The organism is Uruburuella testudinis (assembly GCF_022870865.1).
GTDB lineage: Bacteria > Pseudomonadota > Gammaproteobacteria > Burkholderiales > Neisseriaceae > Neisseria > Neisseria testudinis.
The window spans coordinates 488,919-515,288 of the sequence record NZ_CP091508.1; the positions used below are offsets into that span (position 1 = coordinate 488,919).

Consider the following 26,370-nt stretch of genomic DNA (forward strand, 5'->3'; position numbering starts at 1 on the left):
GATGCAAAATGGCTAAGTTTTTTATTGACAGACCGATTTTTGCCTGGGTAATCGCGATTTTTATCATTATCGCGGGTTTGCTCGGCATCCAAAGCCTGCCGGTGTCGCAATATCCGGCAGTAGGTGCGCCCACCATCACGCTTACCGCCACTTATCCGGGTGCTTCTGCCCAAGTGATGGAAGACAGCGTATTGGCAGTGATTGAGCGCAATATGAACGGCGTGGAAGGTTTGGATTATATGACCACCAACGCCACGTCCAATGGCTCGGGCACCGTCAGCCTGACCTTTACGCCGGAAACCGACGAAGATTTGGCGCAGGTAGACGTGCAAAACAAGCTTTCCGAGGTAACGGCCACGCTGCCGGCCACGGTGCAGCAAAACGGTGTGATTGTGTCTAAATCGCGCTCTAACTTTTTGATGGTATTGATGATGTCGTCAAAAAGCATGAGCACGGAAGACATTGCCGATTACGTTGAGCGCAACATCCGGCCGGAAATCCAGCGGATCGACGGTGTGGGCGAAGCGCGCCTGTTTGGTGCGCAGCGTGCCATGCGGATTTGGGTGGATCCGGCCAAGCTGCAAAACTATAATTTGTCGTTTGCTGATGTTTCTACTGCCATCAACGCCCAAAATGCGCAAATTTCCGCCGGTTCGATGGGCTCGCTGCCGGCAGCTGCCGGCCAAACCATCAGTGCCACGGTTACCGTGCAGGGCCAACTGAGTACGCCTGAAGCATTCGGCGGCATCATGTTGCGCTCAACCACGGGCGGCGCCAATGTGTATTTGCGCGATGTGGCCAAAATCGAATTGGGCAGCCAAAGCTATGATACCTCCACCCGCCTCAACGGCGAGCCTTCGGTGGGTATGGCGGTGATGCTTTCCAACAGCGGTAACGCCATGGCAACTGCCGCCGCCGTGCGCGCGCAGATGGAAACGTTGCAGCGCTTCTTTCCTGCCGATATGACTTGGTCGGCGCCTTACGATACATCGAAATTTGTGTCTATTTCGATTGAAAAAGTGGTGCATACGCTGATTGAGGCCATTGTGCTGGTGTTTATTGTGATGTTTCTGTTTCTGCAAAACATCCGCTACACCATTATTCCGACGATTGTGGTGCCGATTTCGCTGCTGGGTGCATTTGCCTCGATTTGGTATCTGGGCATGTCGATTAACGTGCTGACCATGTTTGCCATGGTATTGGTGATTGGTATTGTGGTCGATGATGCCATTGTGGTGGTGGAAAACGTCGAGCGGATTATGGCCGAAGAAGGCCTGCCGCCGCGCGAGGCCACCAAAAAAGCCATGAGCCAGATTTCTGGCGCGGTAATCGGCATTACGGCGGTATTGATTTCGGTGTTTGTGCCGCTGGCGATGTTTAGCGGCGCCACCGGTAATATTTACCGCCAGTTTGCGGTTACTATGGCGATTGCGATTGCGTTCTCAGCCTTTTTGGCACTTTCGCTGACCCCCGCCTTGTGCGCCAGCCTGCTCAAGCCGATTCCGAAAGGCCATCATGAAGAGAAAAAAGGCTTCTTCGGTTGGTTTAACCGTAAGTTCACTGATTGGACCCACGGTTATGAAGGCTGGGTGGCCAAAGTGCTGCGCAAAATGTTCCGCATGGTGTTTGTTTATTTGGCACTGGCTGCAGTGGCTGTATTCTTCTTTATGCGTATTCCCACTTCATTTTTGCCGCAGGAAGACCAAGGCAGCCTGATGATGATGGTGCAGCTGCCGGCAGGTGCGAGTAAAGAGCGTACTGATGCCACTTTGGCTGTGGCCAATCAGGTGATTACCTCGATGCCCGAAGTGGAAAACTTTATCGGCGTATCAGGTTTCAGCTTTTCCGGCTCCGGCCAGAACATGGGTTTCGGCTTTGTGACCTTGAAAGATTGGACCGAACGCACCGCCGCCGGCAGTGATGCTTCTTCTGTGGCCGGTAAAATTACCGGTGCGCTGATGGGGTCGGTAAAAGACGGTTTCGCGCTGGTGCTCAACCCGCCGGCCATTATGGAGCTGGGCACCAGCTCGGGCTTCAGCATGTATCTGCAAGACCGCAGCAACAGCGGTCATGCCGAATTGCTGGCCAAACGTAACGAGTTAATCGCCAAAATGCGCCAAAGCCCGATGTTTGATGCTTCTAATGTGCGTGCTTCCGGTTTGGAAGATGCGCCGCAGCTGAAAATCGACATCAACCGTGAAGCCGCTGCTGCGCAAGGTATTGATTTTTCCAGCGTACGCACAGCTTTGGGCACGGCTTTGGGTTCGTCTTATATCAATGACTTTCCCAATAACGGCCGTTTGCAGCGGGTAATTGTGCAGGCTGATGCAGCTGCGCGTATGCAACCTGAAGACATTATGCGCATTACCGTGCCCAACAGCGCCGGTGTGGCCGTGCCGCTGTCTACCATTGCCACCATGGCTTGGGAAAGCGGCATGGAGCAGAGTGTGCGCTTCAACGGTTATCCGGCCATGCAGATTGATGGTGCGGCCGCCACCGGTTACTCTTCCGGTGAAGTGATGGCCGAAGTGCAGCGTATGGTGGATGAAATGAACGGCTACAGCCTCGAATGGGCGGGTCAGTCGCGCGAAGAAGCCAAGGGCAGCTCGCAAACCATGATTCTGTATGGTTTTGCCATTCTGGCGGTATTCTTGGCGTTGGCAGCCTTGTATGAGAGCTGGTCGATTCCGCTGGCCGTGATTTTGGTGGTGCCGCTGGGCTTCCTCGGCGTGGTGCTGGGGGTAACCGGTCGCAACCTGCTTGGCGGCTTGTTCGGCCTGCCGCCCTCTTACCTGAACGATATTTACTTTCAGGTGGGGTTGATTACGGTGATCGGCTTGAGCGCGAAGAATGCAATTTTGATTATTGAATTTGCCAAAGACTTGCAGGCACAAGGCAAATCGGCGATGGAGGCGGCTTTGGCCGCGGCGCACTTGCGCTTCCGCCCGATTATCATGACCTCGATGGCCTTTATTTTGGGCGTGGTGCCGCTGTATATTGCTTCCGGTGCCAGCTCGGCCAGCCAGCGTGCGATTGGTACCAGCGTATTGTGGGGCATGCTGATCGGCACGATGCTGTCGGTATTCTTGGTGCCGCTGTTTTATGTGGTGGTGCGCAAATTCTTTAAAGGCAGCAAGCGCCAGCAAGAACGTTTTGCCGCGCAATCAGCCGAAGCCGGTATGACTGCGGAAATGTGCGACAAATATGTTGCCGATGCCGAATCGGGCTTGAGCGAAGAAGAAAAACGCGCCATGCATGAAGACAAGGATGATTTGAAATGAAAAAATGGAATGTAAAACCGGCGCTTACGGTGGCTGCCGTCAGCTTGGCCTTGTCTGCTTGCGCGATGATTCCCAAGTATGAACAGCCTGCGGTGAATGTGCCGGAAACGTATCGGCATGATTCTGCGCCGAGCGGTATTCAGGCGGCCTCATTGGGCTGGCAGGATTATTTTGCCGACCCGCGACTGCATCGCTTGATTGAGCTGGCGTTAGAAGGCAACACCGATTTGCGCACTGCCGCACTCAACGCTGATGCCGTGCGGGCGCAGTATATGATCAGCCGCGCCGCACTGCTGCCCGGTATCAATGCCAGCGGCACCGGCAGCCGCGGCCGTGTGGCGGCTGATTTGAGTGGCAACAATAATTCGTATGTCTCTTCTGCCTATAATGTAGGCTTGGGCGTAACCGGTTATGAGTTGGACTTGTTCGGCAGGGTGCGCAGTAACAACGAAGCCGCGCTGCAAAGCTATTTTGCCAGCGTGGCCAGTCGCGATGCTACCCATCTGACGCTGATTTCAACGGTAGCCAAAGCCTATTTCAACCAGCGTTATGCAGAAGAGAGCATGGCATTGGCGCAAAAAGTGCTCAAAACCCGTGAAGAAACCTACAAGTTGTCGCAACTGCGCCACCGCTCGGGGGTGATTTCGGCGGTGGACTTGCGCCAGCAGGAAGCCCTGATTGAGTCGGCCAATGCTGATTATGCAACGGCAGTGCAGGCGCGCGAGCAGGCTAATAATGCTCTGGCACTGCTGATCAGCCGCCCGGTTCCCGCCGATTTGCCGCCGGGATTGCCGCTGGATGAGCAATTTAAAATCAACATGCTGCCGGCAGGTTTGTCGTCTGATTTGCTGCTCAACCGCCCGGATATCCGCGCGGCAGAGTTTGCCTTGAAGCAGGCCAATGCCAATATCGGCGCTGCCCGTGCGGCGTTTTTCCCCAGCATCAGCCTCACCGGCACCATCGGCACCGGCTCCAATGAGTTGAGCGGTCTGTTCCAAGGCGGCAACCGCACCTGGACGTTTGCGCCCAGTATCACCCTGCCGATTTTCAACTGGGGCAGCAACAAAGCCAATCTGGATTACGCCAAAATCATGCAGCAGGTGGAAATCGTGAACTACGAAGCCGCCGTGCAAAGCGCGTTTAGGGATGTATCTGATGCTTTGGTGGCGCGTGAGCAGCTGGACAAGGCTTATGCAGCCAACACCAAGCAGAGCAAGGCTTATGCCGATTATCTGCGTTTGGTCAATCTGCGCTACCGTCACGGCGTATCCAATGCGCTGGATCTGCAAGATGCGGAACGCAGCAGCTATGGCGCCGATTCAGCCTTGCTTGCTACCCAGCTGACCCGTTTGGAAAATCTTGCCGACCTCTATAAAGCATTGGGCGGCGGTTTGAAACGGTATACGCAAGATGAGGAGACAGCCGCAAACCGCAGCGCTCCGTAAGCCCGGCAGCCTCAGCAGGCCGTCTGAAGCCCGGTTTCAATGCTTTCAGACGGCCTGTTGCTTATTTTTCAAACAGTTTAAATGATGGGCTGATGCACTTAAACTGTGCATGATTGTTTAACATCCTGTATAATGCGCAGCCTTTCCTGAAAAATGTTTTGTTTGGGAAAAACAACATTCCTGCGGTTTATTGCCATAAAAATACAGCGGTTTCAAAAAGCTACTTGAAAAGAAACGCTGTTTCATGGTATAAATCTCGTTTTACTATTTTAGAAGTTTGGAGACTAACCATGGCACGAGTTTGCAAAGTGACCGGTAAGCGCCCGATGTCTGGCAATAACGTATCACACGCCAACAACAAAACCAAACGTCGTTTTTTGCCCAACTTGCAATCACGTCGTTTTTGGGTAGAGAGTGAAAACCGCTGGGTTCGCCTGCGCGTATCAAACGCTGCATTGCGCACCATCGATAAAGTAGGCATTGATGTCGTATTGGCTGATTTGCGTGCTCGCGGCGAAGCTTAATTTAACGATTAATTAAGGATTACTGCAATGCGCGATAAAATCAAACTGGAATCAAGTGCAGGTACTGGTCATTTTTACACCACGACCAAAAACAAACGCACCATGCCCGGCAAACTGGAAATCAAAAAATTTGACCCGGTAGCCCGTAAACACGTTATCTACAAAGAAACCAAATTGAAATAATCCGGTTTCCGACAGATACATGAAAGCCTTTGTAGCGATACAAAGGCTTTTTTATGTTTTGAGGCCGTCTGAATCAATATGAATATCGTGAAATAAAAGAAAAATTGATGCAAAGATAATAAATTTCAAATCGTACATAGCAAGCGCAGGTCGGATACTTGTATCCGGCAAATGGTTCGATATTCTTATGATTCACAATGATTTCAGCCATCTGAAAAATGTCGGATTTGAGCATCCGGCCTACAGGGTGTGTGGCGTGGGCTTTGCTCATGAAAAACTGCTCCTGAATAAATTGGTTAAGATGTCCAACTTTTGGGGAGCAGCTCAACCGCTTTCAGACGGCCTTTTCATAAAAGTAAGTGATAGTGGAGTGAAGAAAGAAGTGTGCAAGGCGGCAAGCCTCAGCAACGCAGCCGGGTTGTTTTTTGAATGGATAAGCAGCTTCTGCGTGCATAGATAGCTGCGCCGCAAACTCTGCTTCAATCTGTATCATTTTTGATATATTTGAAGATAGTGCCGGCCGTCTGAAAATTTCATATCCAATTAAAAAAGCAACGACCCATTTGCCGGCCGTTGCTTTGGTTTGCTGCATCACAGAATCAGTCGAGATTGCCCAATACGATGCGCAACATGCGGCGAAGCGGTTCGGCAGCGCCCCACAGCAATTGGTCGCCGACGGTAAACGCGCTGATGTATTCGCCGCCCATACCCATTTTACGGATGCGGCCGACGGGCACGCTGAGGGTGCCGGTAACTTTGGCGGGTGTCAGCTCGTGCATGCTGGCTTCTTTTTCATTGGGTACCACTTTTACCCAATCGTTGGCCGAGGCCAGCAGCGCTTCGATTTCGGCAACGGGCAAATCTTTTTTCAGTTTCAAGGTCAGCGCCTGGCTGTGGCAGCGCATCGCGCCGATACGCACACACAAGCCGTCGATAACGGTGGGGTGGTCGCTGCGGCCGAGAATTTTATTGGTTTCAACATGGCCTTTCCATTCTTCTTTTGACTGGCCGTTGCCCAGATCGGCATCAATCCACGGAATCAGGCTGCCGGCCAGCGGCACGCCGAAGTTGGCTTGCGGGTAGCTGTCGCTGCGTAAAAAGTCGCTGACTTTGCGGTCGATATCGAGAATGGCGCTGGCGGGGTCGGCCAGCTCGGCAGCTACTTGATTGTGCACTGCGCCCATGCCTGCAATCAGCTCGCGCATGTTTTTTGCACCGGCACCTGATGCGGCCTGATAAGTCATGCTGGTGGCCCATTCGACCAAATCGTTTTGGAACAGGCCGCCCAGCGCCATCAGCATCAATGATACGGTGCAGTTGCCGCCGATATAGTTTTTCACGCCGTTTTGCAGGGCTTGATCGATGACGTTGCGGTTGACCGGGTCGAGCACAATCACGGCATCATCGTTCATGCGCAAGGATGATGCGGCATCAATCCAGTAGCCTTGCCAGCCGCTGTCGCGCAGCGGTTGGAATACGGCTTTGGTGTAATCGCCGCCCTGGCAGGTAACGATGATGTCCATTTTGGCCAATTCGGCAGTATCGTTGGCATCCAGCAGGGTTTTGGCGGTTTGGCCGAAATCGGGTGCTGCGCCGCCCACATTAGAGGTGGTAAAGAATACGGCTTCGGGAATATAGGCGAAATCGTTTTCTTCCTGCATGCGCTGCATCAATACCGAACCGACCATGCCGCGCCAGCCTACGAATCCTACTTTCATTACAAGTGCTCCTTGGGGAAATTGTTTACAAAATATTGGTGATGTCAAGAAAACTGTTTTAACGCTTTAAGGCTGAAAAGTAAAGGTTTTTATGGTAAAACGGTAAAAAAATGTTGCAAATAGCAGCCTGTTATCTTATTTTGGAAGTGATAGATGACGGGGTAACAAGCGTATTTTTTGCGGAATATTTCTTAAGATAGGGAAAATATATGAATGAAATCAATGTGAACGGCATGGCAGAGCCGCCGGTTGAGGAAACGGTGGATGTAGAATTGGCCTCGCCCGGACGGCGCATGGCGGCTTATTTGTGGAATACTGTTTTAACGGTGCTGGCCTACCTGCCGCTTTTGGGCGCCATTATTTGGCCGATGAGCGAATACGGTTTTCGGGCGCAAGGCCTGGAGGATATGGAAACACTGATGGCGACTGATTGGTCGATGCCGTGGCTGCTGGCCGGCGCACTGGTGATTTTGGTCTATACGGTATGGCAGCTATGGTGGATGTCGCGCGACGGCCAATCTATCGGCAAAAAAATAATGGGCATCCGCGTGGTGCGCACCGATGGCCGCAACCCCGGCTTTTGGGGCACCGTGCTGATGCGCGAGATGGTTTATAATCTGCTGGTGGTTGTGGTGTCTACGGCGGCAGGCTACTTAGCCGTATTGTTTGCCGGCAGCGGTATGGAAACAGCCGACAGCATTGCCAATATCATCTCGATTGTGTTTATGCTGGTGTGCGTGGTGATGCTGTTTAACCGCTCAAAAGACCGCCGCACGATTCAGGATTATCTGGCCAACACCGTAGTGGTAAGGCTGCCGAAACGCTGATTAGCAGCCGATAAACAACAGAGGCCGTCTGAAAAGCGCGCGCAGCAAGGTTTTCAGACGGCCAACAAATTCAGACGGCCAACAAATTCAGACGGCCAACAAATTCAGACGGCCAACAAATTCAGACGGCCAACAAATTCAGACGGCCAACAAATTCAGACGGCCAACAAATTCAGACGGCCAACAAATTCAGACGGCCAACAAATTCAGACGGCCAACAAATTCAGACGGCCAACAAATTCAGACGGCCAACAAATTCAGACGGCCAACAAATTCAGACGGCCAACAAATTCAGACGGCCAACAAATTCAGACGGCCAACAAATTATGATTACCGGCTTTGCTGGCGGTACCATTCGACAAACGCATCCGGCTTCACAAAGCCCAACAGCGCCTCACTGCGCGAGCCGTCGGCATGGAGTACAAAAATCCCCGGCGGGCCGAACAAACCGTATTCTTTCAACAGCGCCTGATGTTCGGGCGAGTTGGCGGTGACGTCGATTTTAAAGAAACGGTTCATGTCCACCGCCTCGTGTACCTCAGACTGATTGAGCGTATAAGCGCCCATTTCGCGGCAGGAGATGCACCAGTCGGCATAAAAATCGAGCAATACCGGCGCATTCGGGTTTTCCGCCAACGCCGCCTGCATGGCTGCTTTCAATTCAGCCACATCAGTAAACGTGTGGCCGTAAGCCAAACCCGCTTTGGCTGCCGCGGGCGGAGTGAGGGTGAGGAAATGATGCAGCGTCGTGGTCTGCTTATTGGCGCTTTGATAGCCGAACCACACACCGCCCGCCAGCAATACCGTGCCGAGCACCAGGCTGAACGTTTTCAGACGGCCTGAAAGCTTGGGCAGCTTGGCCAGCAGCAAACCGGCCGGCACCAGCATCAGCAGCGTATACAGCGCCGCCACCAAAAGATAGGGCAGAAACGGCGTGGCCAGATACACCGCCACCGCCAGCAAAATAAAACCAAACGCATATTTGATGCCATTCATCCAAGCACCCGCACGCGGCAGCACATGGCCGCCGAATGTGCCGATAACAATCAGCGGCACCCCCGTGCCCAACGCCAGCGCATACAGCGCCAGCCCGCCGAGCGCGGCATCACCGGTTTGGCCGATATAGCCCAGCGCAAACGCCAGCGGCGGCGCCACACAAGGGCCGACAATCAGCGCCGACAACATCCCCATCACAAACACCGAAGCGATTTTACCACCGCCCAGTTTGCTGCTCTGGTTTTGAAAATAGCTCTGCACCGAAGCGGGCAGCTGAATGCTGAACACACCGAACATCCCCAGCGCCAACACCACCATCAGCGCCGCCGCCGCCAACACCACCCAGGCCTGTTGCAGCCACACCGTCAGCAAAGCCCCGGTCAGCCCCGCAAACACACCCACCAGCGTATAAGTGAGCGCCAAACCCTGCACATACACCATCGACAAAGCAAACGCGCGCCCTTTAGATGCCGATTTGTCGCCCACCACAATGCTCGACACAATCGGAATCAGCGGATACATACAGGCCGTAAAGCTCAGCCCCAGTCCCGCGAGAAAAAACGCCAACAAATTGGCGTTTAACGTATCCCAAGAAAGTTTGAAACGGCTGCTGTCCGGCGCTTTGCCGGGGGCGGCAGGCGCAGCGGGCGTATTGTCCGGCTGCAAAAAGCGCTCTTTTGCCGCTGCCGGCGCATCATTTTGCACCTGATAAAGGCCGTTGCCGTCGATGGCAAACACTGTGTCTACCGGCGGATAACACACACCCACTTCCGCACAGCCCTGATAGCTCAGCTTCAGCGTATAAGGCACGGCAGAGCGCGCATAAGGCCAATTGATTTGCGCCGCATGATGGTAAACGGTTTGTTTGCCGAAAAACTCATCTTCCTTTTCCTCGCCGGGGCTGTATTGCGGCGGCGCCAGCAAACCTTGCGGATCGGTGTCGGCCAATATTTTCGACTGATACATATAATAACCGTCGGCAATCGCAAACTGCACATTAATGCCCGCATCAGTGGCATTCACCTGCGGCACAAACGCCTGCTCCGGCGGCAGCAGCTTGGAAGCATCAACCGCCCAAGCCGCAGAGCTGAGCGCAAACAACGAAATCAAAAAAACAAGAAATTTTTTCATAACACCATGCGGCAACGAAATACGCCGCCTCTAAGCCGTTTCGGATAAATAAGCCGCCATTATCCGTGTTTTACACCTAAAGAACCAGCCTGAACGTCGCATTAATCTGCGCAAAAAAATGTTTTGAGCAAAAAAAACGGCAGGCCGGATGCTCGAATCCGATATTTTTCATATCACAGCCGTGATCGGAAATGGTAGAAGGCGCATATGTTTGGTCGGATGCAAGTATCCGAACTGCACCGCTATAAATGGGCATGAATTATCAATAGGAAAAGGCCATCTGAATGGCCGGTATATCTGTAACCATTTCAGGTAGCCGGGGAAATAAAAAACGACAGTTTTAGTAGAACATCAACGAAATTCATGCAGCAGAGCCAGCAATGCCTTCTGGCGGGAAGGGGAGAGATTGCGAAATAATTCCAGCAACAACAATTCCTCCTGAGTCAGCACCTCGCCATCGTGCATCATACGCCCGTGGCGCAGCCATTCCGGCGTGGTGTCGAGCCATTTTGCCAGCGTATCGATCTTATCGGCCGTTGGGATAGATTGGCCGATCAGCCAATTGTGGACCGCTTGAGGCGTAACCGAGTTGTTGGGGTGACGCAGATTGAAACGATTTGCCAAATCAGCGGTAGAAAGCGCCGCCATGCCTGCAGATTCAAGCGCAAAGCGTAGGCGTTTGCTGAATTCGGATTTGTCTTGGTTTGAGTGCATGATGGCATTATCAATAGCCTCATGGTTGTTTTGTAATTATTTGCTTGAAATTTTAAATTAAATAGTTGATAATGCAATAGCCTGTTAAAAGGTGTAAGTCAATCTTAAATTTTTGAACGAGGGAAATGAAAATGCCTTTAAAAACAATCGGTACATTAGCCGTGATCGCATTGAGCCTGAGTGCATGCAGCAGTAGCGGCATATCGGGTACTTTGCGGCCGGGTAATAGTACGGCTGTAACACAAACAGAAGCTGAGAAAGCTGCCGCTGAGAAAGCTGCTGCTGAGAAAGCTGCTGCTGAGAAAGCTGCTGCTGAGAAAGCTGCTGCTGAGAAAGCTGCTGCTGAGAAAGCTGCTGCTGAGAAAGCTGCTGCTGAGAAAGCTGCTGCTGAGAAAGCTGCTGCTGAGAAAGCTGCTGCTGAGAAAGCTGCTGCTGAGAAAGCTGCTGCTGAGAAAGCTGCTGCTGAGAAAGCTGCTGCTGAGAAAGCTGCTGCTGAGAAAGCTGCTGCTGAGAAAGCTGCTGCTGAGAAAGCTGCTGCTGAGAAAGCTGCTGCTGAGAAAGCTGCTGCTGAGAAAGCTGCTGCTGAGAAAGCTGCTGCTGAGAAAGCTGCTGCTGAGAAAGCTGCTGCTGAGAAAGCTGCTGCTGAGAAAGCTGCCGCTGAGAAGGCTGCTGCAGAAAAAGCTGCCGCCGAGAAAGCCGCTGCTGAAGAAGCAGCACGTTTAGAGGCAGAACGGTTAGCTGCGGAAAAAGCCGAAGCTGAGCGTATTGCTGTTAAAAAAGATGAATTGTCTAAGTTGGCTTATGGTGCAGGTTTAAACAAGATACTTGCACAAAAATTCGCTGATAATCATACCAATGTTGAAGATAATAATGTTAATGCTGCATTGGCTGGTTTTATTGCACAGGAAGCTATTAAAGCCAAAGGAGGTGATTATGGTTCAGGGTTTTCGGAGCAGACTGGAGGTGTGTCAGCTTCTGTAGAAAATAGCACGTCTATTGTAAATGGTATTGTTAATCGAGTAAGTAGACGGGTTGAAAGCTATGATTACAAAAAGTTATATAGCCAGCCGTATTCGGTAATCATCGGTAATGGTTCGGTTGAAGAGATTACAAATTATTTATTTCCCTATGGAACTAGTACATCTAAAACATTTGACTTGACTAAAATTGCAGGCTTGGTTACTCAAGAACATGCTATTCCAACTTTGGGCTTGGCCACTTATGTGGGCAAAGCCATGAATGCCAGCAGTGTTTCAGGCGATTTGAATTATACTATCGATTTCGGTAAGCGCACAGGTTCAGGTGTGATTAATGGCTTGAATGGCAGAGATATTTCTGCTGATATTTTGACGGACAGCCCCATTAGTCTATTGGAAGGGAAGTTGGCTAAAATTAATTTAAACGGTCAATCAGTGATGGGTGTAGCAAGTACTGCACGTGTAGGTGATGAGGCTTTTGGTTATGCAAACGGTAAATATTCTCTTGGCTTATTCGGGCCGAAAGCTGAAGAAATTGCAGGTTCAGTGTTATTTGATGGTATAGATAACGATGGAAAAATCGGTTTCGGCGGCCAAAGAGGTGAAATCACCAAATAAACCTTGCTAGCCGAACAGGCCGTCTGAAAACAATACTGTTTCAGACGGCCTTTATTGATAGTGAAAACATTCTAATAAACCTATGAAATCATTTAATCGTCCAACACCTTATCACGCTTTATGGCTTCTGGCGGCGGCGTGGCCGCTGTATGCGGCGGATGTGCCGTTGTCTGCTACTGAGGCGCAAGTGCCGGATCCGGTATTTTTTGAGCAAACCGAGCCGCCGAAGCCGTCTGAAAATTTATTGCAGCCGCCGGCGGTCGAGCAGGCCAAACCTGCGCCGGCGCTGAGTGAGGCAGATTTGCGCGGCAATGCGGCGCTCACCACCGAGCTGATTAACCGTGCGTTGGTGGCGCAGCAATGGGATTTATTGGCCGAACTGCTGGCCGTGTATCCGCAGGCCGAGGGTTATGATGCGATGTTATATGACTATGCGCGCGGCGCGTGGTTGCGTTCGCAGCAGCGTTATCCCGAAGCGGTGGCGCTTTATCGCGGCATTGTGGCGCAGCAACCCAATTTGGCTTACCCGCGTTTTGATTTGGGCGTGATGCTGTTTGAAAACAAGCAATACCGTGAGGCGGCCGCCGAGTTGTCGCGTGCAGAGCCGGATTTGGCCGCGCCGATGCAGGCTTTGGTGCAGCGTTATCAAGCGGCGATTGCCAAGCAGCAGGGCTGGCAGCCGAATGTGAATCTGCAATATGAGCAAACGGATAATGTCAACAATGCTTCGGCCGAGCGTGAAATTTTGCTGGGCGGCACACGCTTTGTGAAAAACGAAGAATCGCTGCCGCAATCGGCGCACGGCTTCCGCTATGGTGTGGGGTTGGCGCGTGAAGTGAATGTGGGCGGTAATCATTTTGTCGGTGCGGATGCGGGTTTTGACGGTGTGCATTATTGGGATAATCAGGACTACAGCGAACAGAGCCTGAATCTGAGCGGCGCTTACCGTTGGCGCGATTTCCACCAAAGTGCGGGTATCGTGCCTTTTGTGACGCAAAACTGGCTCGGCGGCTCGCGCTACAGCCGCCAATTCGGCGCTACGCTGGAATACAGCCGCCGTCTGAATGCGCGCTGGCAGGCTTCCGCTGCTTATACCCATATGCAGCGGCGCTATGCCGAAGAGGCTGTGGCTCAGCGGCATAATGGTGCGCTCAATCAGATTTCGGCCACGCTGATGTGGCAGCCTGCTTCAAAGTGGCTGCTGTTTGGCGGTGCGGATTACAGCCGCGACCACACCCGCGACCAATCGGAATCGTCTGCACGGAACGGCGGCCGCATCGGCGCGGTGTATGCCGCACCCGATTGGGGCGCGCGCATCAGTTTGCGTTATGTGTTGCGCGATTTCGAGGCCGACAATGATTTCTTCGGCTACCCGCGCCGTGATAAGGAATACCACGCCGGCGCCGCACTGTGGCACAACAAACTGGCTTGGAAAGGGCTGGTGCCGAAGCTGAATTTCCGTTATCTGAAAATCGACAGCAATATACCGGCTTTTTACTCGCGTTCGAGCGCGCAATGGTTTGTGAGCGTGGAGAAACAGTGGTAGGCCGGATGCTCGAATCCGACATTTTTCATATTGCAGCCATGATGGGAAATCGTAGAAACCGCCAATGTTTGGCCGGATACAAGTATCCGACCTGCGCCTATGCCTGCGTTGTCAACCGCCCCTCGCAATCTCATTGAAACAAGGCCGTCTGAAACTGCATTTTTACCGTTTCAGACGGCCTTAACCTATCGGAAAACGCTTAACCGGCGCGGTTGGCCGACACTCATGCGGCAGCGTGGGCTTGGCTCACAGAAAAAACACATCATGCCCATTCACACTTGTCAGCTTACTTTTGTGAATGGGTATAAAAGCATATAAAGAAGCCGTCTGAAGGCTTTTCAGACGGCTTCATTTATGCTTTTCGGCTTACGGATAGGCAATATAAGCGTAGGCTGAATGGTTGTGAATCGATTCGAAGTTTTCGCTTTCAACGATGTAGCCGCAGATACGTTTGTCGCCGGAAAGGGCGGTGGCCACGTCGCGTACCATATCTTCTACGAATTTGGGGTTTTCGTAGGCTTGCTCGGTCACGAATTTTTCGTCCGGGCGTTTCAAGAGGCCGTAGAGTTGGCAGCTGGCTTGGGCTTCTACACAGTCAATCAGCTCTTCGATGCCCACTTCGGCGGCGCAGGTAAGGGTAACGGTAACGTGCGAGCGTTGGTTGTGGGCGCCGTATTGCGAGATTTCTTTCGAGCAGGGGCACAGGCTGGTAACGGGCACCAGCACTTTGAGGGTGTGGCTGTATTCGCCGTTTTTCACTTCACCGGTGAGGGTAACGTCATAATCGAGCAGTGATTTGATGCCGGATACGGGCGCGGATTTTTGGCGGAAAAACGGAAACGATACGCTGATTCTGCCTGCATGCGAATCGAGGCGGGCCAGCATTTCTTCGGTGAGCGTTTTCAGGCGGCCGAAGCTTAAAGGCTCGGTTTGTTCTTCCATCAGTGCCACAAAACGCGACATATGCGTGCCTTTTTGATCGGCAGGCAGAAAAACGGTCATGGTGAGGCGGCCGACGGTGTGTTGTGTGCCTTCGGCGCCGGTGAGGCTGATGGGGAAGCGCAAATCTTTGATGCCGACCTGGTTAATCGGCATATTGCGTAAATCGCGGCTGGATTGCACGTCTGCAATGGCGTTCATGCTGGTGGATTTCCTTAGTGTAGCGGCGGCGTTGCTGCCTTGAGTATGTGTGTGCATACGGCTGAAAAACAAGGCCGTCTGAAATATTGTTTCATGCCCGCAGTCGGATGGGTGTAAGAGCCTCTGAATCGGTGAGGCCGGGTTTACGGCGGCAGCAGGGTTGATTCGGAGTGGCCTTAAATGCGAGATTATATCACTTGTGCTTTCAGACGGCATTGATTGTTTCTATTTTTGGGATAGTGGTAGAATCATTTATCTTTTTCTGCACAGGCCGACCATCATGAAATTTGCCACCGAAGCGATTCATTCCAGCTACGATTGCGACGAACACAACCGTGCGCTGATGCCGCCGATTTATCAAAACAGCATGTTTGCCATGCATGAAATCGGCGAGCAGGTTCCTTACCGTTATTCGCGCTTGAGCAATCCGACCCGCAAGGTGTTGGAAGATACCGTGGCCGCGCTGGAGCATGGTGCGGCGGGTTTTGCCTTCGCCAGCGGCATGGCCGGCATTGATGCGGTGTGGCGCACGTTTTTACGCCCGGGCGACACCATTGTGGCGGTGGCCGATATTTACGGCGGCGCCTATGACCTGCTCACCGAAGTGTATGCGCAATGGGGCGTAAACGTGGTGTTTGCCGACCTTGCCGAGCCGCACAATCTTGATCATATTTTGGCCGCGCAAACCGTTAAAATGCTGTGGCTGGAAACGCCGTCTAATCCTTTATTGCGCTTGGTCGATATTGAAGCATTAGCGGCAAAAGCCAAAGCGGCGGGCGTGCTGGTGGGCATCGACAATACCTTTGCCACGCCGTATCTGCAAAACCCGCTCGATATGGGCTGCGATATCGTGTTTCATTCGGCCACCAAATATTTGTGCGGCCATTCCGATGTATTGATGGGCGTGGTGGTGGTAAAAGATGCCAAGCTCGCCAAGCCGCTGCAAACCATGATGGTCAACACCGGCGGTGTGGCAGGGCCGATGGATTGCGCGCTGGTGCTGCGCGGCATCAAAACGCTGGCGGTGCGCATGAAACAGCATTTGGAAAACGCTGCCGAGCTGGCGCGCCGTCTCGAAGCGCATCCGGCGGTAGCCAAAGTGTTTTATCCGGGTTTGCCGAGCCATGAGCACCACGGCTTGGCCAAAAAGCAGATGCGCGGTTTTGGCGGCGTGGTGTCGGTTTATTTGAAAAACGACAGCAAAGCCGCCGCCAACAGCGTGATTAAAAACATGAAGCTGGTAAAAATGGCGGCCAGCCTCGGCGGCGTGGAAAGCTTGGTAAACCACAGCTTTTCGCAATCACACAGCGGCATGTCGCCCGAAGTGAAAGCCGGGTTGGGCATTAAAGAAGGGCTGTTGCGTTTTTCTGCGGGTATTGAAGACATCGAAGATATTTGGGCGGATATTTCACATGCGCTTGATACCACGCTGTAATCAGGCGGGTTTATTCGTTATCACATTGAATTAAATCCATACAACCGCACAACCGAGGCCGTCTGAACGCTGCTTTTCAGACGGCCTCGGTTTGTCTGTGTCAATGTGTGAAAAAATACTACATCAAGCCTCGCATTCGGCTAGAATAGGCGGGCTTTTGCATGAAACGGCAGCTAAATAATAAGATAAATGCTGAAAAACAACATAATATTGCTTTTCACCATTTATTTTCATACACACGTCTCAAGAGGCATCATCATGCATTACGATACCGTGATTATCGGCGGCGGCGCCGGCGGGCTGGAACTGGCTTCCAAGCTCGGGCGCACCCTCGGGCGCAATGTCGGCCCCGAAAAAATCCTGCTGGTCGACCGTTCGACTTTCCATATCTGGAAGCCCACTTTACACGAAGTGGCGGCGGGCACGCTCAATCCGCAGCAAGAAGGCTTGTCTTACAGCATTCTCGGCCGCTCCAACCATTTCAGCTTTATGGTGGGCGAGCTGATTAAATTTGATGCCGCCGCCAAACGGCTCACGCTTAAAGAAGTGCATCAGGCCAATGGCGATTTGATTATTCCTGAGCGCCAAATCACATTCAACCGCTGCGTGCTCGCCATCGGCAGCGGCTCTAATTTTTTCGGCACGCCGGGCAGTGAATATGCTTATGTGCTTGAAAATGCACAAGATGCGCAGGCTTTCCACAGCCATTTGCTCAATCTGTTTGCCAGAGCGGCGTATTCGCCGGCAAAACAGCTCAATGTGGCAATTGTGGGCGCGGGCGCAACCGGCGTGGAGCTTTCCGCCGAAATGATGGAGGCTTATCATGAAATCCACAGCAACAGCGGCTCGGAGCAGCACTTCCGCATCAACATCACCCTGATTGAAGCCGCGCCGCGCATTTTGGCGGGCCTGCCTGAAAAAGTGTCGGTGCAGGCGGCCAGCGCATTGCGGCAGAAACAAATCCGCGTGATGACCGCCACCAAAGTGCTGGCCATTCATGCCGACAAAGTGGAAACCGACCAAGGCGAAATCGCCGCTGATGTGATTGTGTGGGCTGCCGGCATCAAAGCCGCCGACCGCAACCGTGAATACGGCTTGCCGGTCAACCGCATCAATCAGTTTGAAGTCAACAACCGCCTCGAAACCCCTGCCGAAGGCGTATATGCCCTCGGCGATTGCGCCGCCTGCCCGTGGGAGGGCGATAAATGGGTGCCCGCCCGCGCCCAAGCCGCGCACCAGCAGGCCGACTATTTGAGCGAAGCGTTTAGCGCCGCCGACAAGGGCAAAGCGTTTGACAAAACATTTCAATACAAAGATTCCGGCTCGCTGGTGTCGCTGGGCAACAACCACGGTGTCGGCAACCTGATGGGCAGCCTTTCGGGCGGCAATTTCTTTATCGAAGGGCTGATTGCCAAATACATGTATATGTCGCTGCACCTGATGCACCATAAAGCCATCATCGGCTACGGCAAAACCGCGCTGCTGGCGCTGGCGCGCGTGGCACAAAAGCGCGTGTCCGGGCGCTTGAAGCTGCATTAGGGTGTTCTAGGCTGTCCTGACCATTTGATTTACGGGTGTATTTTGCCCCTGAAAACGTATCTGCTGCGTTAAAAAGCCTCGCAAGAAGTCCAATCTTGCTGCGTTTTTTGCCTGGCATCTGCATTTTCAGGAACAAAAATCTCCTCATAAACAAATTGTCCGGACACCCTAGCGTGTCTGTTTGCAAGAGGCCGTCTGAAAGTGCAACAGGCTTTCAGACGGCCTTTTTGTCTTTATCTGTGCAGACAGGCTATAATCGCCATTATTCAACCGCTTGCCGCCCGTTCAGATGGCCAAACGCCTGCACACCCATTACGACAACCTCAAAGTGGCGCGTGATGCTTCGCCCGAAGCCATCCGCACCGCTTACCGTATGTTGTGCAAAAAATACCACCCCGACCAAAACCGCCAAAACCCCGATGCCCACCGCATCATGAGCCTGATCAACCGCTCTTACCAAGTGCTTTCCCACCCCGAACAGCGTTGCGCCCACGATAAATGGATTGAAACGCAAATTGCCAAGCAGGATGTTGATAAAATTTCCAGCCCCATGCCCGGCGGTTTCCGCAAAGTGCAAGAGCCGCTGCCGTATGCCAAGCTGGCTCTGTGGCTGCTGGCTGTTGCGCTCATCATTGCCGCTTTGGCCTATTGCACCGCACAGCAACGCCGAGATGCACCCTTCATGCCCACCGCGTCAAGCGGCCGGTTGCCATAGTGCAGATTCCCCTAAAAAACGCAAGGTTATGTTTCAGACGGCCTGTCGATATATTCGGTATAATCAAGGCCGTCTGAAACATTGAACACGAGAACAGCATGGCCGCCCCAGCCGAAGCCAAATACACCGAAGAAACCGTGTTGTGGGTGAAACACCACACCCCCAAACTCATCACGTTTGCCATCAGCCGCCCCGAAGCCTACCGCTTCGCCGCCGGCCAATTTTCCCGCCTCGGTTTTCGCGACGGCGCCGGCTTTATCTGGCGCGCATATTCAGTGGTGTCCGCCGAATATGCCGACACCCTCGAATACTTTGCCGTGCTCATCGAAGAGGGGCCCATGAGTGCCAAATTCGCTGAAATGCAGGCGGGCGACAGCATTTTGTTGGACAAAACCGCCACCGGCTTCCTGCTGCCCGAACGTTTTCCCGACGGCAAAGATTTAATCATGCTCTGCACAGGCTCCGGCATCGCCCCATTTTTATCCATGCTCGAACAGCCCGAAATCTGGCAGCGTTTCGAGCATCTGGCGCTGGCACATTCCGTTTCCCATGCCGACGAGCTGATTTTCAACGAGCGCATCGCCGCGCTGGCCGAACACCCGTTGATTGAAGAATATTTTCACAAACTCAGTTTCGTGCCCGTTACCACCCGCCAACCCGGCGGCACGCTGCACGGCAAACGCCTGCCCGAACTGCTCAAAAACGGCAGCCTCGCCCACGCCTTCGGCCTCGAATTCAGCCCCGAAAACAGCCGCTTTATGATTTGCGGCAACCCCGCAATGGTGAAAGACACCTTCCAAGCCCTGCTGGATATGGGTTTCGCCATGCACCGCAACCGCGTGCCGGGGCAGATTATGATGGAAAACGGGTTTTAATCTTTTTTCAGACGGCCTGATGATTCAAGGCCGTCTGAAATATTCATACGGAAGCATCAACATGTCAGTTAACCACTACGAAAATTTCCCTGTCGGCTCGTTGGTGCTGCCGCGGCGCTTGCGCAAGCCGGTGCATGCGGTTTATGCGTTTGCGCGTACGGCGGATGATATTGCCGATGAGGGCGATGCAGCAGACGAGGTGCGTTTGCAAGGCTTAAATGATTTGCAAAAAGAGCTGGATACCATCTCGCGCGGTGAAACACCGCAAACGGCGCTGATGCAGCGTTTGCAGCGCGAGGCGGTGCGCCCGTTTCAAATACCGTTGCAGCCGTTTTACGACCTGCTCGATGCGTTTAAGCAGGATGTGGTGAAAAAGCGTTATGAGAATTTCGGCGAACTGGTGGATTATTGCCGCAAGAGCGCCAACCCGGTCGGGCGTATGATGTTGCATCTTTACGGTGAAACTGACAGCCGCAGCATTGCCCAAAGCGACGGCATCTGCACGGCTTTGCAGCTGATTAATTTTTGGCAGGATGTGGCGGTGGATTGGCAGAAAGGGCGCGTGTATCTTCCGCAGGAGGATTTGCGAAAATTCGGCGTGAGCGAAGCGCAAATCGGCGAGAGCAGGGTGGATTTTGCATTTCAGCGGCTGATGGCCTATGAATGTGAAAAAGCACACAAAATGCTCAAAGCGGGCTCGCCGTTGGGCAAAACGCTGAAGGGACGTGTCGGCTTGGAATTGCGGATGATTATTCTCGGCGGCCAGCGTATTATCCAGAAGCTGGAGGAGAACAAATACGATGTGTTCGCGCAGCGGCCGAAGCTGGAAATGAAGGATTGGTGGAAGATAGTGAAACGGGCGCTGCAAAAGAAATAAAGCCGGGGAGTAGGCCGCCTGAATATAGTGAAATGAAGAAAGAAGTGATATAGGGCGAAGGCCGCAGGCAGGATGCCTTGGGGTTGGGGAGAAGGCGGCAAAACGCAGGTTTGCTTCATCGAGCATTCCACCATCGCCATTAGTTTCAGACGACCTCTTTCTGCGCCCTCTTCGGCTATCTCGCCAACACCTCGGCATATACCGGACAATCTTCGCTATCTGCACCCTCATACCCATTCACAAAAATAAGCTAACGGCGTTGGCTCACCTGAACTTGAAGAGGACTGCTTTTGCTAAGGCGCTGAAGCACCCAGCCAACCAGCCCGTACTCACCGTACTGTCTTTGGCTTGCCGCTTTATCCGCTTACTTTTGTGAATGGCTATCAGATAGCCGGTGCTTATCAGAAATTCGTTTTTAGGTTTCAGGCGGCCTGAGCGTTATTCAAGCTTCGCGGCTTGTGCCCTCTGCCTAACCCGCTTCCATGGGGGGGGCGGGAACTCGGTTGCCGTTGTTTTGCCGTTGCGCGTTTTGGCCGGCGAATAAATATGACCTTGATTAATCAATATAAAAAACGGCACCTTTCAAAACGAAAGGTGCCGTTGATGCTTTCAGACGGCCTTATTCTGCGGGCTGCTCTTTGCGCGGTTCGCGGGCGGGGGCTTCCAGCAGGGCTTTGATGGAGAGGCGCACGCGGCCGCGGTCGTCTACTTCGAGCGCTTTCACGTTGACCACTTGGCCGACTTTCAGGTAATCGCCAACGTTGTTCACGCGTTCGTGGGCGATTTGGCTGATGTGTACCAAGCCGTCTTTGCCGGGCATTACCGATACGATGGCGCCGACGTTGTTGTCGAGAATTTTCAACACGGTGCCTTCATAGACTTTGCCCACTTCCACTTCGGCGGTAATCTGCTCGATGCGTTTTTTGGCGGCGTTGCCGGCTTCTTCGCTGGTGGCGGCGATGGTGATGGTGCCGTCTTCGGCGATGTTGATTTCGGTGCCGGTTTCGGCAGTGAGCGCGCGGATGGTTTCGCCGCCTTTGCCGATAACGTCGCGGATTTTGTCTTGGTTAATCTTCATGGTGTAGAGGCGCGGCGCGTGGGCAGACAGCTCTTGCGGGCCTTCTACGGCTTCTTTCATCTGGCCGAGAATGTGGAAACGGGCTTCTTTGGCTTGCTCCAATGCAATTTGCATGATTTCTTTGGTGATGCCTTGGATTTTGATGTCCATTTGCAGTGCGGTCACACCTTCGGTGGTGCCGGCTACTTTGAAATCCATGTCGCCGAGGTGGTCTTCATCGCCCAGAATGTCGGTGAGCACGGCAAATTTGTTGCCTTCGAGAATCAGGCCCATGGCGATGCCGGCCACGTGGGCTTTCAGCGGTACGCCGGCAGAGAGCAGGCTCAGGCAGCCGCCGCACACGGAAGCCATGGAAGAGGAGCCGTTAGACTCGGTGATTTCGGAAACCACGCGCATGGTGTAGCTGAAATCTTCCGGCTCGGGCAATACGGCCAGCAAGGCGCGTTTGGCCAAGCGGCCGTGGCCGATTTCGCGGCGTTTCGGGGCGCCCATGCGGCCGACTTCGCCGGTGGAGTAGGGCGGGAAGTTGTAGTGCAGCATAAAGCGGTCGGTGTATTCGCCGCTCAGGGCATCGATAATCTGCTCGTCGCGCGAAGTGCCCAAAGTGGCCACGGCCAGCGCTTGGGTTTCGCCGCGGGTAAACAGCGCCGAACCGTGGGTGCGCGGCAATACGCCGGTTTGGATGTCGATGGGGCGCACGGTGCGGGTGTCGCGGCCGTCGATACGCGGTTGGCCGTCGAGAATCTGGCCGCGCACGACATCGGCTTCCAGTTGTTTGAAGATGCCTTTGATTTGGTTGGCGGCCAGGGTGTCGGTGTCTTCGGTGATCAGCGCTTCTTTTACGGCTGCCCAGGCTTCATCGAGCTTGGTGGTGCGGGCTTGTTTTTGGCGGATTTTGAAGGCTTCGGCAATGGCATCGGCGGCGATTTCGCGGATGCGGGTTTCCAAATCGGCGTTGGTTTCAGCCGGTTGCCAGTCCCACACTTCGGGGTTGACTTCGTCGGCCAATTCGTTGATGGCGTTAATCACGGCTTGCATTTGTTCGTGGCCGAATACTACTGCGCCCAGCATCACGCTTTCGGGCAGTTGTTGTGCTTCTGATTCCACCATCAGCACCGCTTTTTGCGTGCCGGCCACCACTAAATCCAGTTGTGAGGTTTCCAGCTCGGTTTTGCTCGGGTTGAGCAGGTATTGGCCGTTAGCGTAGCCTACGCGTGCTGCGCCGATGGGGCCTGCGAACGGCACGCCGCTCAATACCAGGGCGGCTGAGGCGCCGATCATGGCGGGGATGTCGGAATCGATTTCCGGGTCAACCGATACCACCATCGCTACGATTTGGATGTCGTGGTAGAAGCCTTCGGGGAACAGCGGGCGGATGGGGCGGTCGATCAGGCGGCTGGTGAGGATTTCTTTTTCACTTTGTTTGCCTTCGCGCTTGAAAAAGCCGCCGGGGATTTTGCCCGCAGCGTAAGTGCGTTCGAGATAATCGACGGTGAGCGGGAAAAAGTCTTGCCCGGCTTTTACGGTTTTGGCGGCGGTGACGGCCACCAGCACCACGGTGTCGCCCATGGATACTTTAACGGCGGCGGAGGCTTGACGCGCGATTTCGCCGGTTTCGAGGGTAACGGTTTGATTGCCGTATGAGAAAGACTTCACATGCTTGTTGAACATTTTGTTCCTTTCGGTTGTTGCCGCACCGCTAAAACACTAATGATGCACACGTTTGCCCATGCGCATGGTTAGGGTTTCAGACTGGTGCGGCGGGATAGATATGTTTTCAGACGGCCTGATATGTTGCTTAAGGCCGTCTGAAAAGCGATTATAGCAAATAATTTGTGCACTTGAGCGGATTTGTATCAGATAAAAGGCCGTCTGAAAGCAGGTTTTCAGACGGCCTTGGCTTAATGTAAAACTTTATTCGCCGTAATACGCCTTGGTGAGGATTTCTTCCATGTCGGCCACCATCGGCAGGCGCGGGTTGGCGGGGGAGCATTGGTCTTCATAGGCCATCAGCGCCACTTCACGGCGGGCGTCCATAAAGGCTTTTTCATCCAGGCCTTGCGCTTTGAACGACATTTTGATGCCGACTTTTCGTGCCAATTCGTCGCAGGCTTTGGCAAACGATTCGACACCTTCGGCCGGTGTGCTGCACGGCAGGCCGAGCATGCGGGCGATTTCCTGATATTTCACGTCGGCTTTGTAGTAGTTGTATTTCGGCCAGGTGGCGGTTTTTTGCGGACGGGTGCCGTTGTAGCGGATGACGTGCGGCAGCAGAATGGCGTTGGTGCGGCCGTGCGGGGTGTGGAATTTGCCGCCGATTTTGTGGGCCAGCGAGTGGTTCATGCCCAAAAAGGCGTTGGCAAACGCCATGCCGGCGATGGTGGAGGCGTTGTGCATACGCTCGCGGGCTTCGGGGTCTTCGGCGCCGTATTGATAAGAGCGTTCTAAAAATTCAAACACGAGCTTGATGGCTTGCAGGGCCAGGCCGTCGGTGAAATCGCTGGCCACCACTGATACATAGGCCTCTACCGCGTGGGTGAGCACATCGAGGCCGGTATCGGCGGTAACGCTGGCGGGCACGGTCATGGTGAACGAGGGGTCGACGATGGCGATGGTGGGGGTGAGCGAATAGTCGGCAATCGGGTATTTTTTGTCGCCGTCGCTAATCACGGTAAACGGGGTGACTTCTGAGCCGGTGCCCGAGGTGGTGGGGATGCCGATAAATTTGGCTTTGTGGCCGAGCTCGGGGAAGCGGAAGGCGCGTTTGCGGATGTCCATGAATTTTTGCACCAAATCGGCAAAATCCACTTCGGGTTGCTCGTAGAAAAGCCACATGGCTTTGGCGGCATCCATGGCCGAACCGCCGCCCAGCGCGATAATGGTATCGGGCTGGAAGCTTTGCAGCAGGTCGGCGCCTTTTTTAACGGTGGCGATGCTGGGGTCGGGCTCGACATCGACAAACAGCTGATAGGTAACTTTGTTTTTGCGCAGGTTGAGCTGGTGGGTGACTTTGTCGACAAAGCCCAAGTCGACCATGGAGCGGTCGGTAACAATCACTACTTTGCTGCATTCTTTCAAGTCTTGCAGGTATTGGATGGAATCGCGTTCGAAATAGATTTTGGAGGGCACTTTAAACCATTGCATGTTGTTTCTCCGGCGGCCTACTTTTTTGATGTTTAAGAGGTTGACGGCGCTGACGTTGTTGCCGACTGAGTTTTTACCGTAAGAGCCGCAGCCGAGGGTGAGCGAGGGCATAAAGGCGTTATACACATCGCCGATACCGCCGAAAGTGGAGGGGGAGTTGCAAATCACGCGGATGGCTTTCACCTGTTCGCCGAATGCTTTGGCCAGCGCTTCATCGGCGGTGTGGATGGCGGCGGAGTGGCCGAGGCCGTCGAATTCCACCATTTCGCGCGCAAGTTTGAAGCCCTCGCTGCTGTCGCCGGCTTTGAGCATGGCCAACACGGGCGAGAGTTTTTCGCGGGTCAGCGGTTCGCGCGGGCCGACTTCGCTGCATTCTGCCACCAGAATGTTAGTGTGTTCCGGCACGCTGAAGCCGGCTTGCTCGGCAATCCAAGCCGCAGATTTGCCCACTACGGCGGCATTGAGCTTGGCGCCGCCGCAATTGCTGCTGCCGGCTTTCACGCCGAAAATAAAGTTTTCTAATTGCGCTTTTTCTTTTTTATTCACGAAATATACGCCGTAAGACTGCATTTCAGCCGCTAAATCGGCATAAATTTCCTTATCGGCAATCACTGCCTGCTCGCTGGCGCAAATCATGCCGTTATCAAATGCTTTCGACATCACGATATCGTGTGCTGCCTGCTTGATGTTGGCGGATTTTTCCACATAGGCCGGCACGTTGCCCGCGCCCACGCCGAGGGCGGGTTTGCCGCAGGAATAGGCGGCTTCGACCATGGCATTGCCGCCGGTGGCGAGAATGGTGGCCACGCCGGGGTGTTTCATCAGGCCGGAAGTGCCTTCCATCGAGGGGTGTTCAATCCATTGTATGCAGTGTTCCGGCGCGCCGGCGGCGATGGCGGCGTCGCGTACGATGCGGGCGGCGTGTGCCGAGCATTGCTGGGCGGAGGGGTGGAACGAGAAAATAATCGGGTTGCGGGTTTTCAGGGCGATCAGCGCCTTGAAAATGGTGGTAGAGGTGGGGTTGGTGGTGGGCACGATGCCGCACACCACGCCTACCGGGTCGGCGATTTCGGTGATGCCGGTAACGTCGTCTTCGCTGATGATGCCGACGGTTTTCAGATTCAGCAGGCTGTGTACCACGTTTTCACAGGCAAACAGGTTTTTGGTGGCTTTGTCTTCAAACACGCCGCGGCCGGTTTCCTCTACCGCGTGCATGGCCAGCACGCCGTGTTGGTCGAGCGCGGCCACGGAGGCTTTGGCGACGATATAGTCGACTTGCTCTTGGTTGAGCTTGCGGAAATTTTCCAGTGCGGTCAGGCCGTTGGCCACTAAAGTGTTCACTTCGGCTTGCGCCGGGCTGATGCTGGAATCGGCAGATGCGTTCATAAACATGCTCCTGATAAAGTATCGATAAAAGAAGGATAGAAATTTATAGATACAGTATAGGTAGGATTGCTACTTTGGTATTTGATGCAGGTCATGTGTGGTAATTAAATTACCTTTCTTTTGGCAGCCCTGTTGATGTATTGGTGTAAGTTTTTGAAAATTTAAATTTTTGTATCGCTGTATGATGTGGCGGAAAAGTTTTAGACGGCCTTTTTTTGTTT

General features: G+C 53.5%; 19 protein-coding genes. 12 read left to right on the forward strand and 7 right to left on the reverse strand.

Features of this window, described 5'->3' with window-relative positions; all coding sequences use genetic code 11:
• Positions 1-8: 8 nt before the first annotated feature.
• The 4 genes from LVJ83_RS02180 to rpmG all read left to right on the forward strand — a co-directional run bounded on the left by LVJ83_RS02180 (position 9) and on the right by rpmG (position 5,433).
• Entirely contained in the window at positions 9-3,281 is a 3,273-nt protein-coding gene (locus LVJ83_RS02180; RefSeq protein ID WP_244785883.1) for an efflux RND transporter permease subunit, read from the forward strand.
• Complete coding sequence (locus LVJ83_RS02185) at positions 3,278-4,726, forward strand: efflux transporter outer membrane subunit (RefSeq protein ID WP_244785885.1); 1,449 nt, start codon at positions 3,278-3,280, stop codon at positions 4,724-4,726. Before LVJ83_RS02180 ends, LVJ83_RS02185 begins: the two co-directional genes overlap by 4 nt.
• Positions 4,727-5,016: 290 nt before the next feature.
• Positions 5,017-5,250 carry a 50S ribosomal protein L28 gene (gene rpmB / locus LVJ83_RS02190; RefSeq protein WP_002216391.1) on the forward strand — a complete coding sequence of 78 codons (234 nt, stop codon included), beginning with the start codon at positions 5,017-5,019 and terminating at the stop codon, positions 5,248-5,250.
• A 27-nt stretch (positions 5,251-5,277) separates the two neighbouring features.
• Positions 5,278-5,433, forward strand: a complete 156-nt coding sequence (gene rpmG / locus LVJ83_RS02195; protein ID WP_003684373.1) for a 50S ribosomal protein L33 — start codon at positions 5,278-5,280, stop codon at positions 5,431-5,433.
• 334 nt (positions 5,434-5,767) lie between these two features.
• Here the strand turns inward: rpmG and LVJ83_RS02200 are convergent, their stop codons facing one another.
• Both LVJ83_RS02200 and asd read right to left on the reverse strand, forming a co-directional pair.
• Complete coding sequence (locus tag LVJ83_RS02200) at positions 5,768-6,025, reverse strand: hypothetical protein (protein WP_244785886.1); 258 nt, start codon at positions 6,023-6,025, stop codon at positions 5,768-5,770.
• A 7-nt stretch (positions 6,026-6,032) separates the two neighbouring features.
• Positions 6,033-7,151 carry an aspartate-semialdehyde dehydrogenase gene (gene asd / locus LVJ83_RS02205; protein ID WP_244785888.1) on the reverse strand — a complete coding sequence of 373 codons (1,119 nt, stop codon included), beginning with the start codon at positions 7,149-7,151 and terminating at the stop codon, positions 6,033-6,035.
• A gap of 209 nt (positions 7,152-7,360) precedes the next feature.
• On the opposite strand from asd, the gene LVJ83_RS02210 reads away from it, so the two are divergent.
• Positions 7,361-7,978, forward strand: coding sequence for an RDD family protein (locus LVJ83_RS02210; RefSeq protein ID WP_244785890.1), 618 nt, complete (start codon positions 7,361-7,363; stop codon positions 7,976-7,978).
• A gap of 330 nt (positions 7,979-8,308) precedes the next feature.
• Here the strand turns inward: LVJ83_RS02210 and dsbD are convergent, their stop codons facing one another.
• Together dsbD and LVJ83_RS02220 are read right to left on the reverse strand one after the other, a co-directional pair.
• Positions 8,309-10,105 (reverse strand): protein-disulfide reductase DsbD, encoded by a 1,797-nt coding sequence (gene dsbD, locus LVJ83_RS02215; protein ID WP_244785892.1) that lies wholly within the window; start codon positions 10,103-10,105, stop codon positions 8,309-8,311.
• Between the two features lie 351 nt (positions 10,106-10,456).
• Entirely contained in the window at positions 10,457-10,819 is a 363-nt protein-coding gene (locus tag LVJ83_RS02220) for a helix-turn-helix domain-containing protein (RefSeq protein WP_244785894.1), read from the reverse strand.
• Between the two features lie 125 nt (positions 10,820-10,944).
• On the opposite strand from LVJ83_RS02220, the gene LVJ83_RS02225 reads away from it, so the two are divergent.
• Positions 10,945-12,414: a factor H binding protein domain-containing protein gene (locus tag LVJ83_RS02225; RefSeq protein ID WP_244785896.1), complete on the forward strand. Its 1,470-nt coding sequence runs from the start codon at positions 10,945-10,947 to the stop codon at positions 12,412-12,414.
• Positions 12,415-12,496: 82 nt separating this feature from the next.
• A complete protein-coding gene (locus LVJ83_RS02230) occupies positions 12,497-13,960 on the forward strand; it encodes a surface lipoprotein assembly modifier (RefSeq protein ID WP_244785898.1) in 1,464 nt (487 codons plus the stop codon).
• 366 nt (positions 13,961-14,326) lie between these two features.
• Here LVJ83_RS02230 and folE2 read toward each other — a convergent pair whose 3' ends face one another.
• Positions 14,327-15,100 carry a GTP cyclohydrolase FolE2 gene (folE2, locus tag LVJ83_RS02235; protein WP_244785900.1) on the reverse strand — a complete coding sequence of 258 codons (774 nt, stop codon included), beginning with the start codon at positions 15,098-15,100 and terminating at the stop codon, positions 14,327-14,329.
• Positions 15,101-15,380: 280 nt separating this feature from the next.
• Here folE2 and LVJ83_RS02240 point away from each other — a divergent pair, with 280 nt between their 5' ends.
• The 5 genes from LVJ83_RS02240 (at position 15,381) to hpnC (ending at position 20,541) form a co-directional block, all read left to right on the forward strand.
• Positions 15,381-16,535 carry a trans-sulfuration enzyme family protein gene (locus LVJ83_RS02240; protein WP_244785902.1) on the forward strand — a complete coding sequence of 385 codons (1,155 nt, stop codon included), beginning with the start codon at positions 15,381-15,383 and terminating at the stop codon, positions 16,533-16,535.
• A 258-nt stretch (positions 16,536-16,793) separates the two neighbouring features.
• The gene (locus LVJ83_RS02245; protein ID WP_244785904.1) at positions 16,794-18,074 is read left to right on the forward strand and encodes an NAD(P)/FAD-dependent oxidoreductase; all 1,281 of its coding nucleotides are present in this window, start codon (positions 16,794-16,796) and stop codon (positions 18,072-18,074) included.
• 289 nt (positions 18,075-18,363) lie between these two features.
• Positions 18,364-18,789 (forward strand): J domain-containing protein, encoded by a 426-nt coding sequence (locus LVJ83_RS02250; protein WP_244785906.1) that lies wholly within the window; start codon positions 18,364-18,366, stop codon positions 18,787-18,789.
• A 98-nt stretch (positions 18,790-18,887) separates the two neighbouring features.
• The gene (locus tag LVJ83_RS02255) at positions 18,888-19,664 is read left to right on the forward strand and encodes a ferredoxin--NADP reductase (RefSeq protein ID WP_244785908.1); all 777 of its coding nucleotides are present in this window, start codon (positions 18,888-18,890) and stop codon (positions 19,662-19,664) included.
• Between the two features lie 61 nt (positions 19,665-19,725).
• Positions 19,726-20,541 (forward strand): squalene synthase HpnC, encoded by an 816-nt coding sequence (gene hpnC, locus LVJ83_RS02260; protein ID WP_244785910.1) that lies wholly within the window; start codon positions 19,726-19,728, stop codon positions 20,539-20,541.
• Between the two features lie 619 nt (positions 20,542-21,160).
• Here hpnC and pnp read toward each other — a convergent pair.
• Positions 21,161-23,290 (reverse strand): polyribonucleotide nucleotidyltransferase, encoded by a 2,130-nt coding sequence (pnp, locus tag LVJ83_RS02265; protein WP_244785912.1) that lies wholly within the window; start codon positions 23,288-23,290, stop codon positions 21,161-21,163.
• Between the two features lie 243 nt (positions 23,291-23,533).
• Positions 23,534-26,149: a bifunctional acetaldehyde-CoA/alcohol dehydrogenase gene (gene adhE / locus LVJ83_RS02270; protein ID WP_244785914.1), complete on the reverse strand. Its 2,616-nt coding sequence runs from the start codon at positions 26,147-26,149 to the stop codon at positions 23,534-23,536.
• Positions 26,150-26,370 lie beyond the last annotated feature (221 nt).

Excerpts from the sequence above, each read along its gene's own strand:
- pnp (WP_244785912.1), bottom strand. The coding sequence starts at position 23,290 with ATGTTCAACAAGCATGTGAAGTCTTTCTCATACGGCAATCAAACCGTT.
- LVJ83_RS02255 (WP_244785908.1), top strand. The coding sequence starts at position 18,888 with ATGGCCGCCCCAGCCGAAGCCAAATACACCGAAGAAACCGTGTTGTGG.
- LVJ83_RS02220 (WP_244785894.1), bottom strand. The coding sequence starts at position 10,819 with ATGCACTCAAACCAAGACAAATCCGAATTCAGCAAACGCCTACGCTTT.
- folE2 (WP_244785900.1), bottom strand. The coding sequence starts at position 15,100 with ATGAACGCCATTGCAGACGTGCAATCCAGCCGCGATTTACGCAATATG.
- LVJ83_RS02200 (WP_244785886.1), bottom strand. The coding sequence starts at position 6,025 with ATGCAGCAAACCAAAGCAACGGCCGGCAAATGGGTCGTTGCTTTTTTA.
- LVJ83_RS02230 (WP_244785898.1), top strand. The coding sequence starts at position 12,497 with ATGAAATCATTTAATCGTCCAACACCTTATCACGCTTTATGGCTTCTG.
- LVJ83_RS02185 (WP_244785885.1), top strand. The coding sequence starts at position 3,278 with ATGAAAAAATGGAATGTAAAACCGGCGCTTACGGTGGCTGCCGTCAGC.
- rpmB (WP_002216391.1), top strand. The coding sequence starts at position 5,017 with ATGGCACGAGTTTGCAAAGTGACCGGTAAGCGCCCGATGTCTGGCAAT.
- dsbD (WP_244785892.1), bottom strand. The coding sequence starts at position 10,105 with ATGAAAAAATTTCTTGTTTTTTTGATTTCGTTGTTTGCGCTCAGCTCT.
- LVJ83_RS02240 (WP_244785902.1), top strand. The coding sequence starts at position 15,381 with ATGAAATTTGCCACCGAAGCGATTCATTCCAGCTACGATTGCGACGAA.
- LVJ83_RS02210 (WP_244785890.1), top strand. The coding sequence starts at position 7,361 with ATGAATGAAATCAATGTGAACGGCATGGCAGAGCCGCCGGTTGAGGAA.
- hpnC (WP_244785910.1), top strand. The coding sequence starts at position 19,726 with ATGTCAGTTAACCACTACGAAAATTTCCCTGTCGGCTCGTTGGTGCTG.
- LVJ83_RS02225 (WP_244785896.1), top strand. The coding sequence starts at position 10,945 with ATGAAAATGCCTTTAAAAACAATCGGTACATTAGCCGTGATCGCATTG.
- rpmG (WP_003684373.1), top strand. The coding sequence starts at position 5,278 with ATGCGCGATAAAATCAAACTGGAATCAAGTGCAGGTACTGGTCATTTT.
- asd (WP_244785888.1), bottom strand. The coding sequence starts at position 7,151 with ATGAAAGTAGGATTCGTAGGCTGGCGCGGCATGGTCGGTTCGGTATTG.
- LVJ83_RS02250 (WP_244785906.1), top strand. The coding sequence starts at position 18,364 with ATGGCCAAACGCCTGCACACCCATTACGACAACCTCAAAGTGGCGCGT.
- LVJ83_RS02245 (WP_244785904.1), top strand. The coding sequence starts at position 16,794 with ATGCATTACGATACCGTGATTATCGGCGGCGGCGCCGGCGGGCTGGAA.
- LVJ83_RS02180 (WP_244785883.1), top strand. The coding sequence starts at position 9 with ATGGCTAAGTTTTTTATTGACAGACCGATTTTTGCCTGGGTAATCGCG.
- adhE (WP_244785914.1), bottom strand. The coding sequence starts at position 26,149 with ATGAACGCATCTGCCGATTCCAGCATCAGCCCGGCGCAAGCCGAAGTG.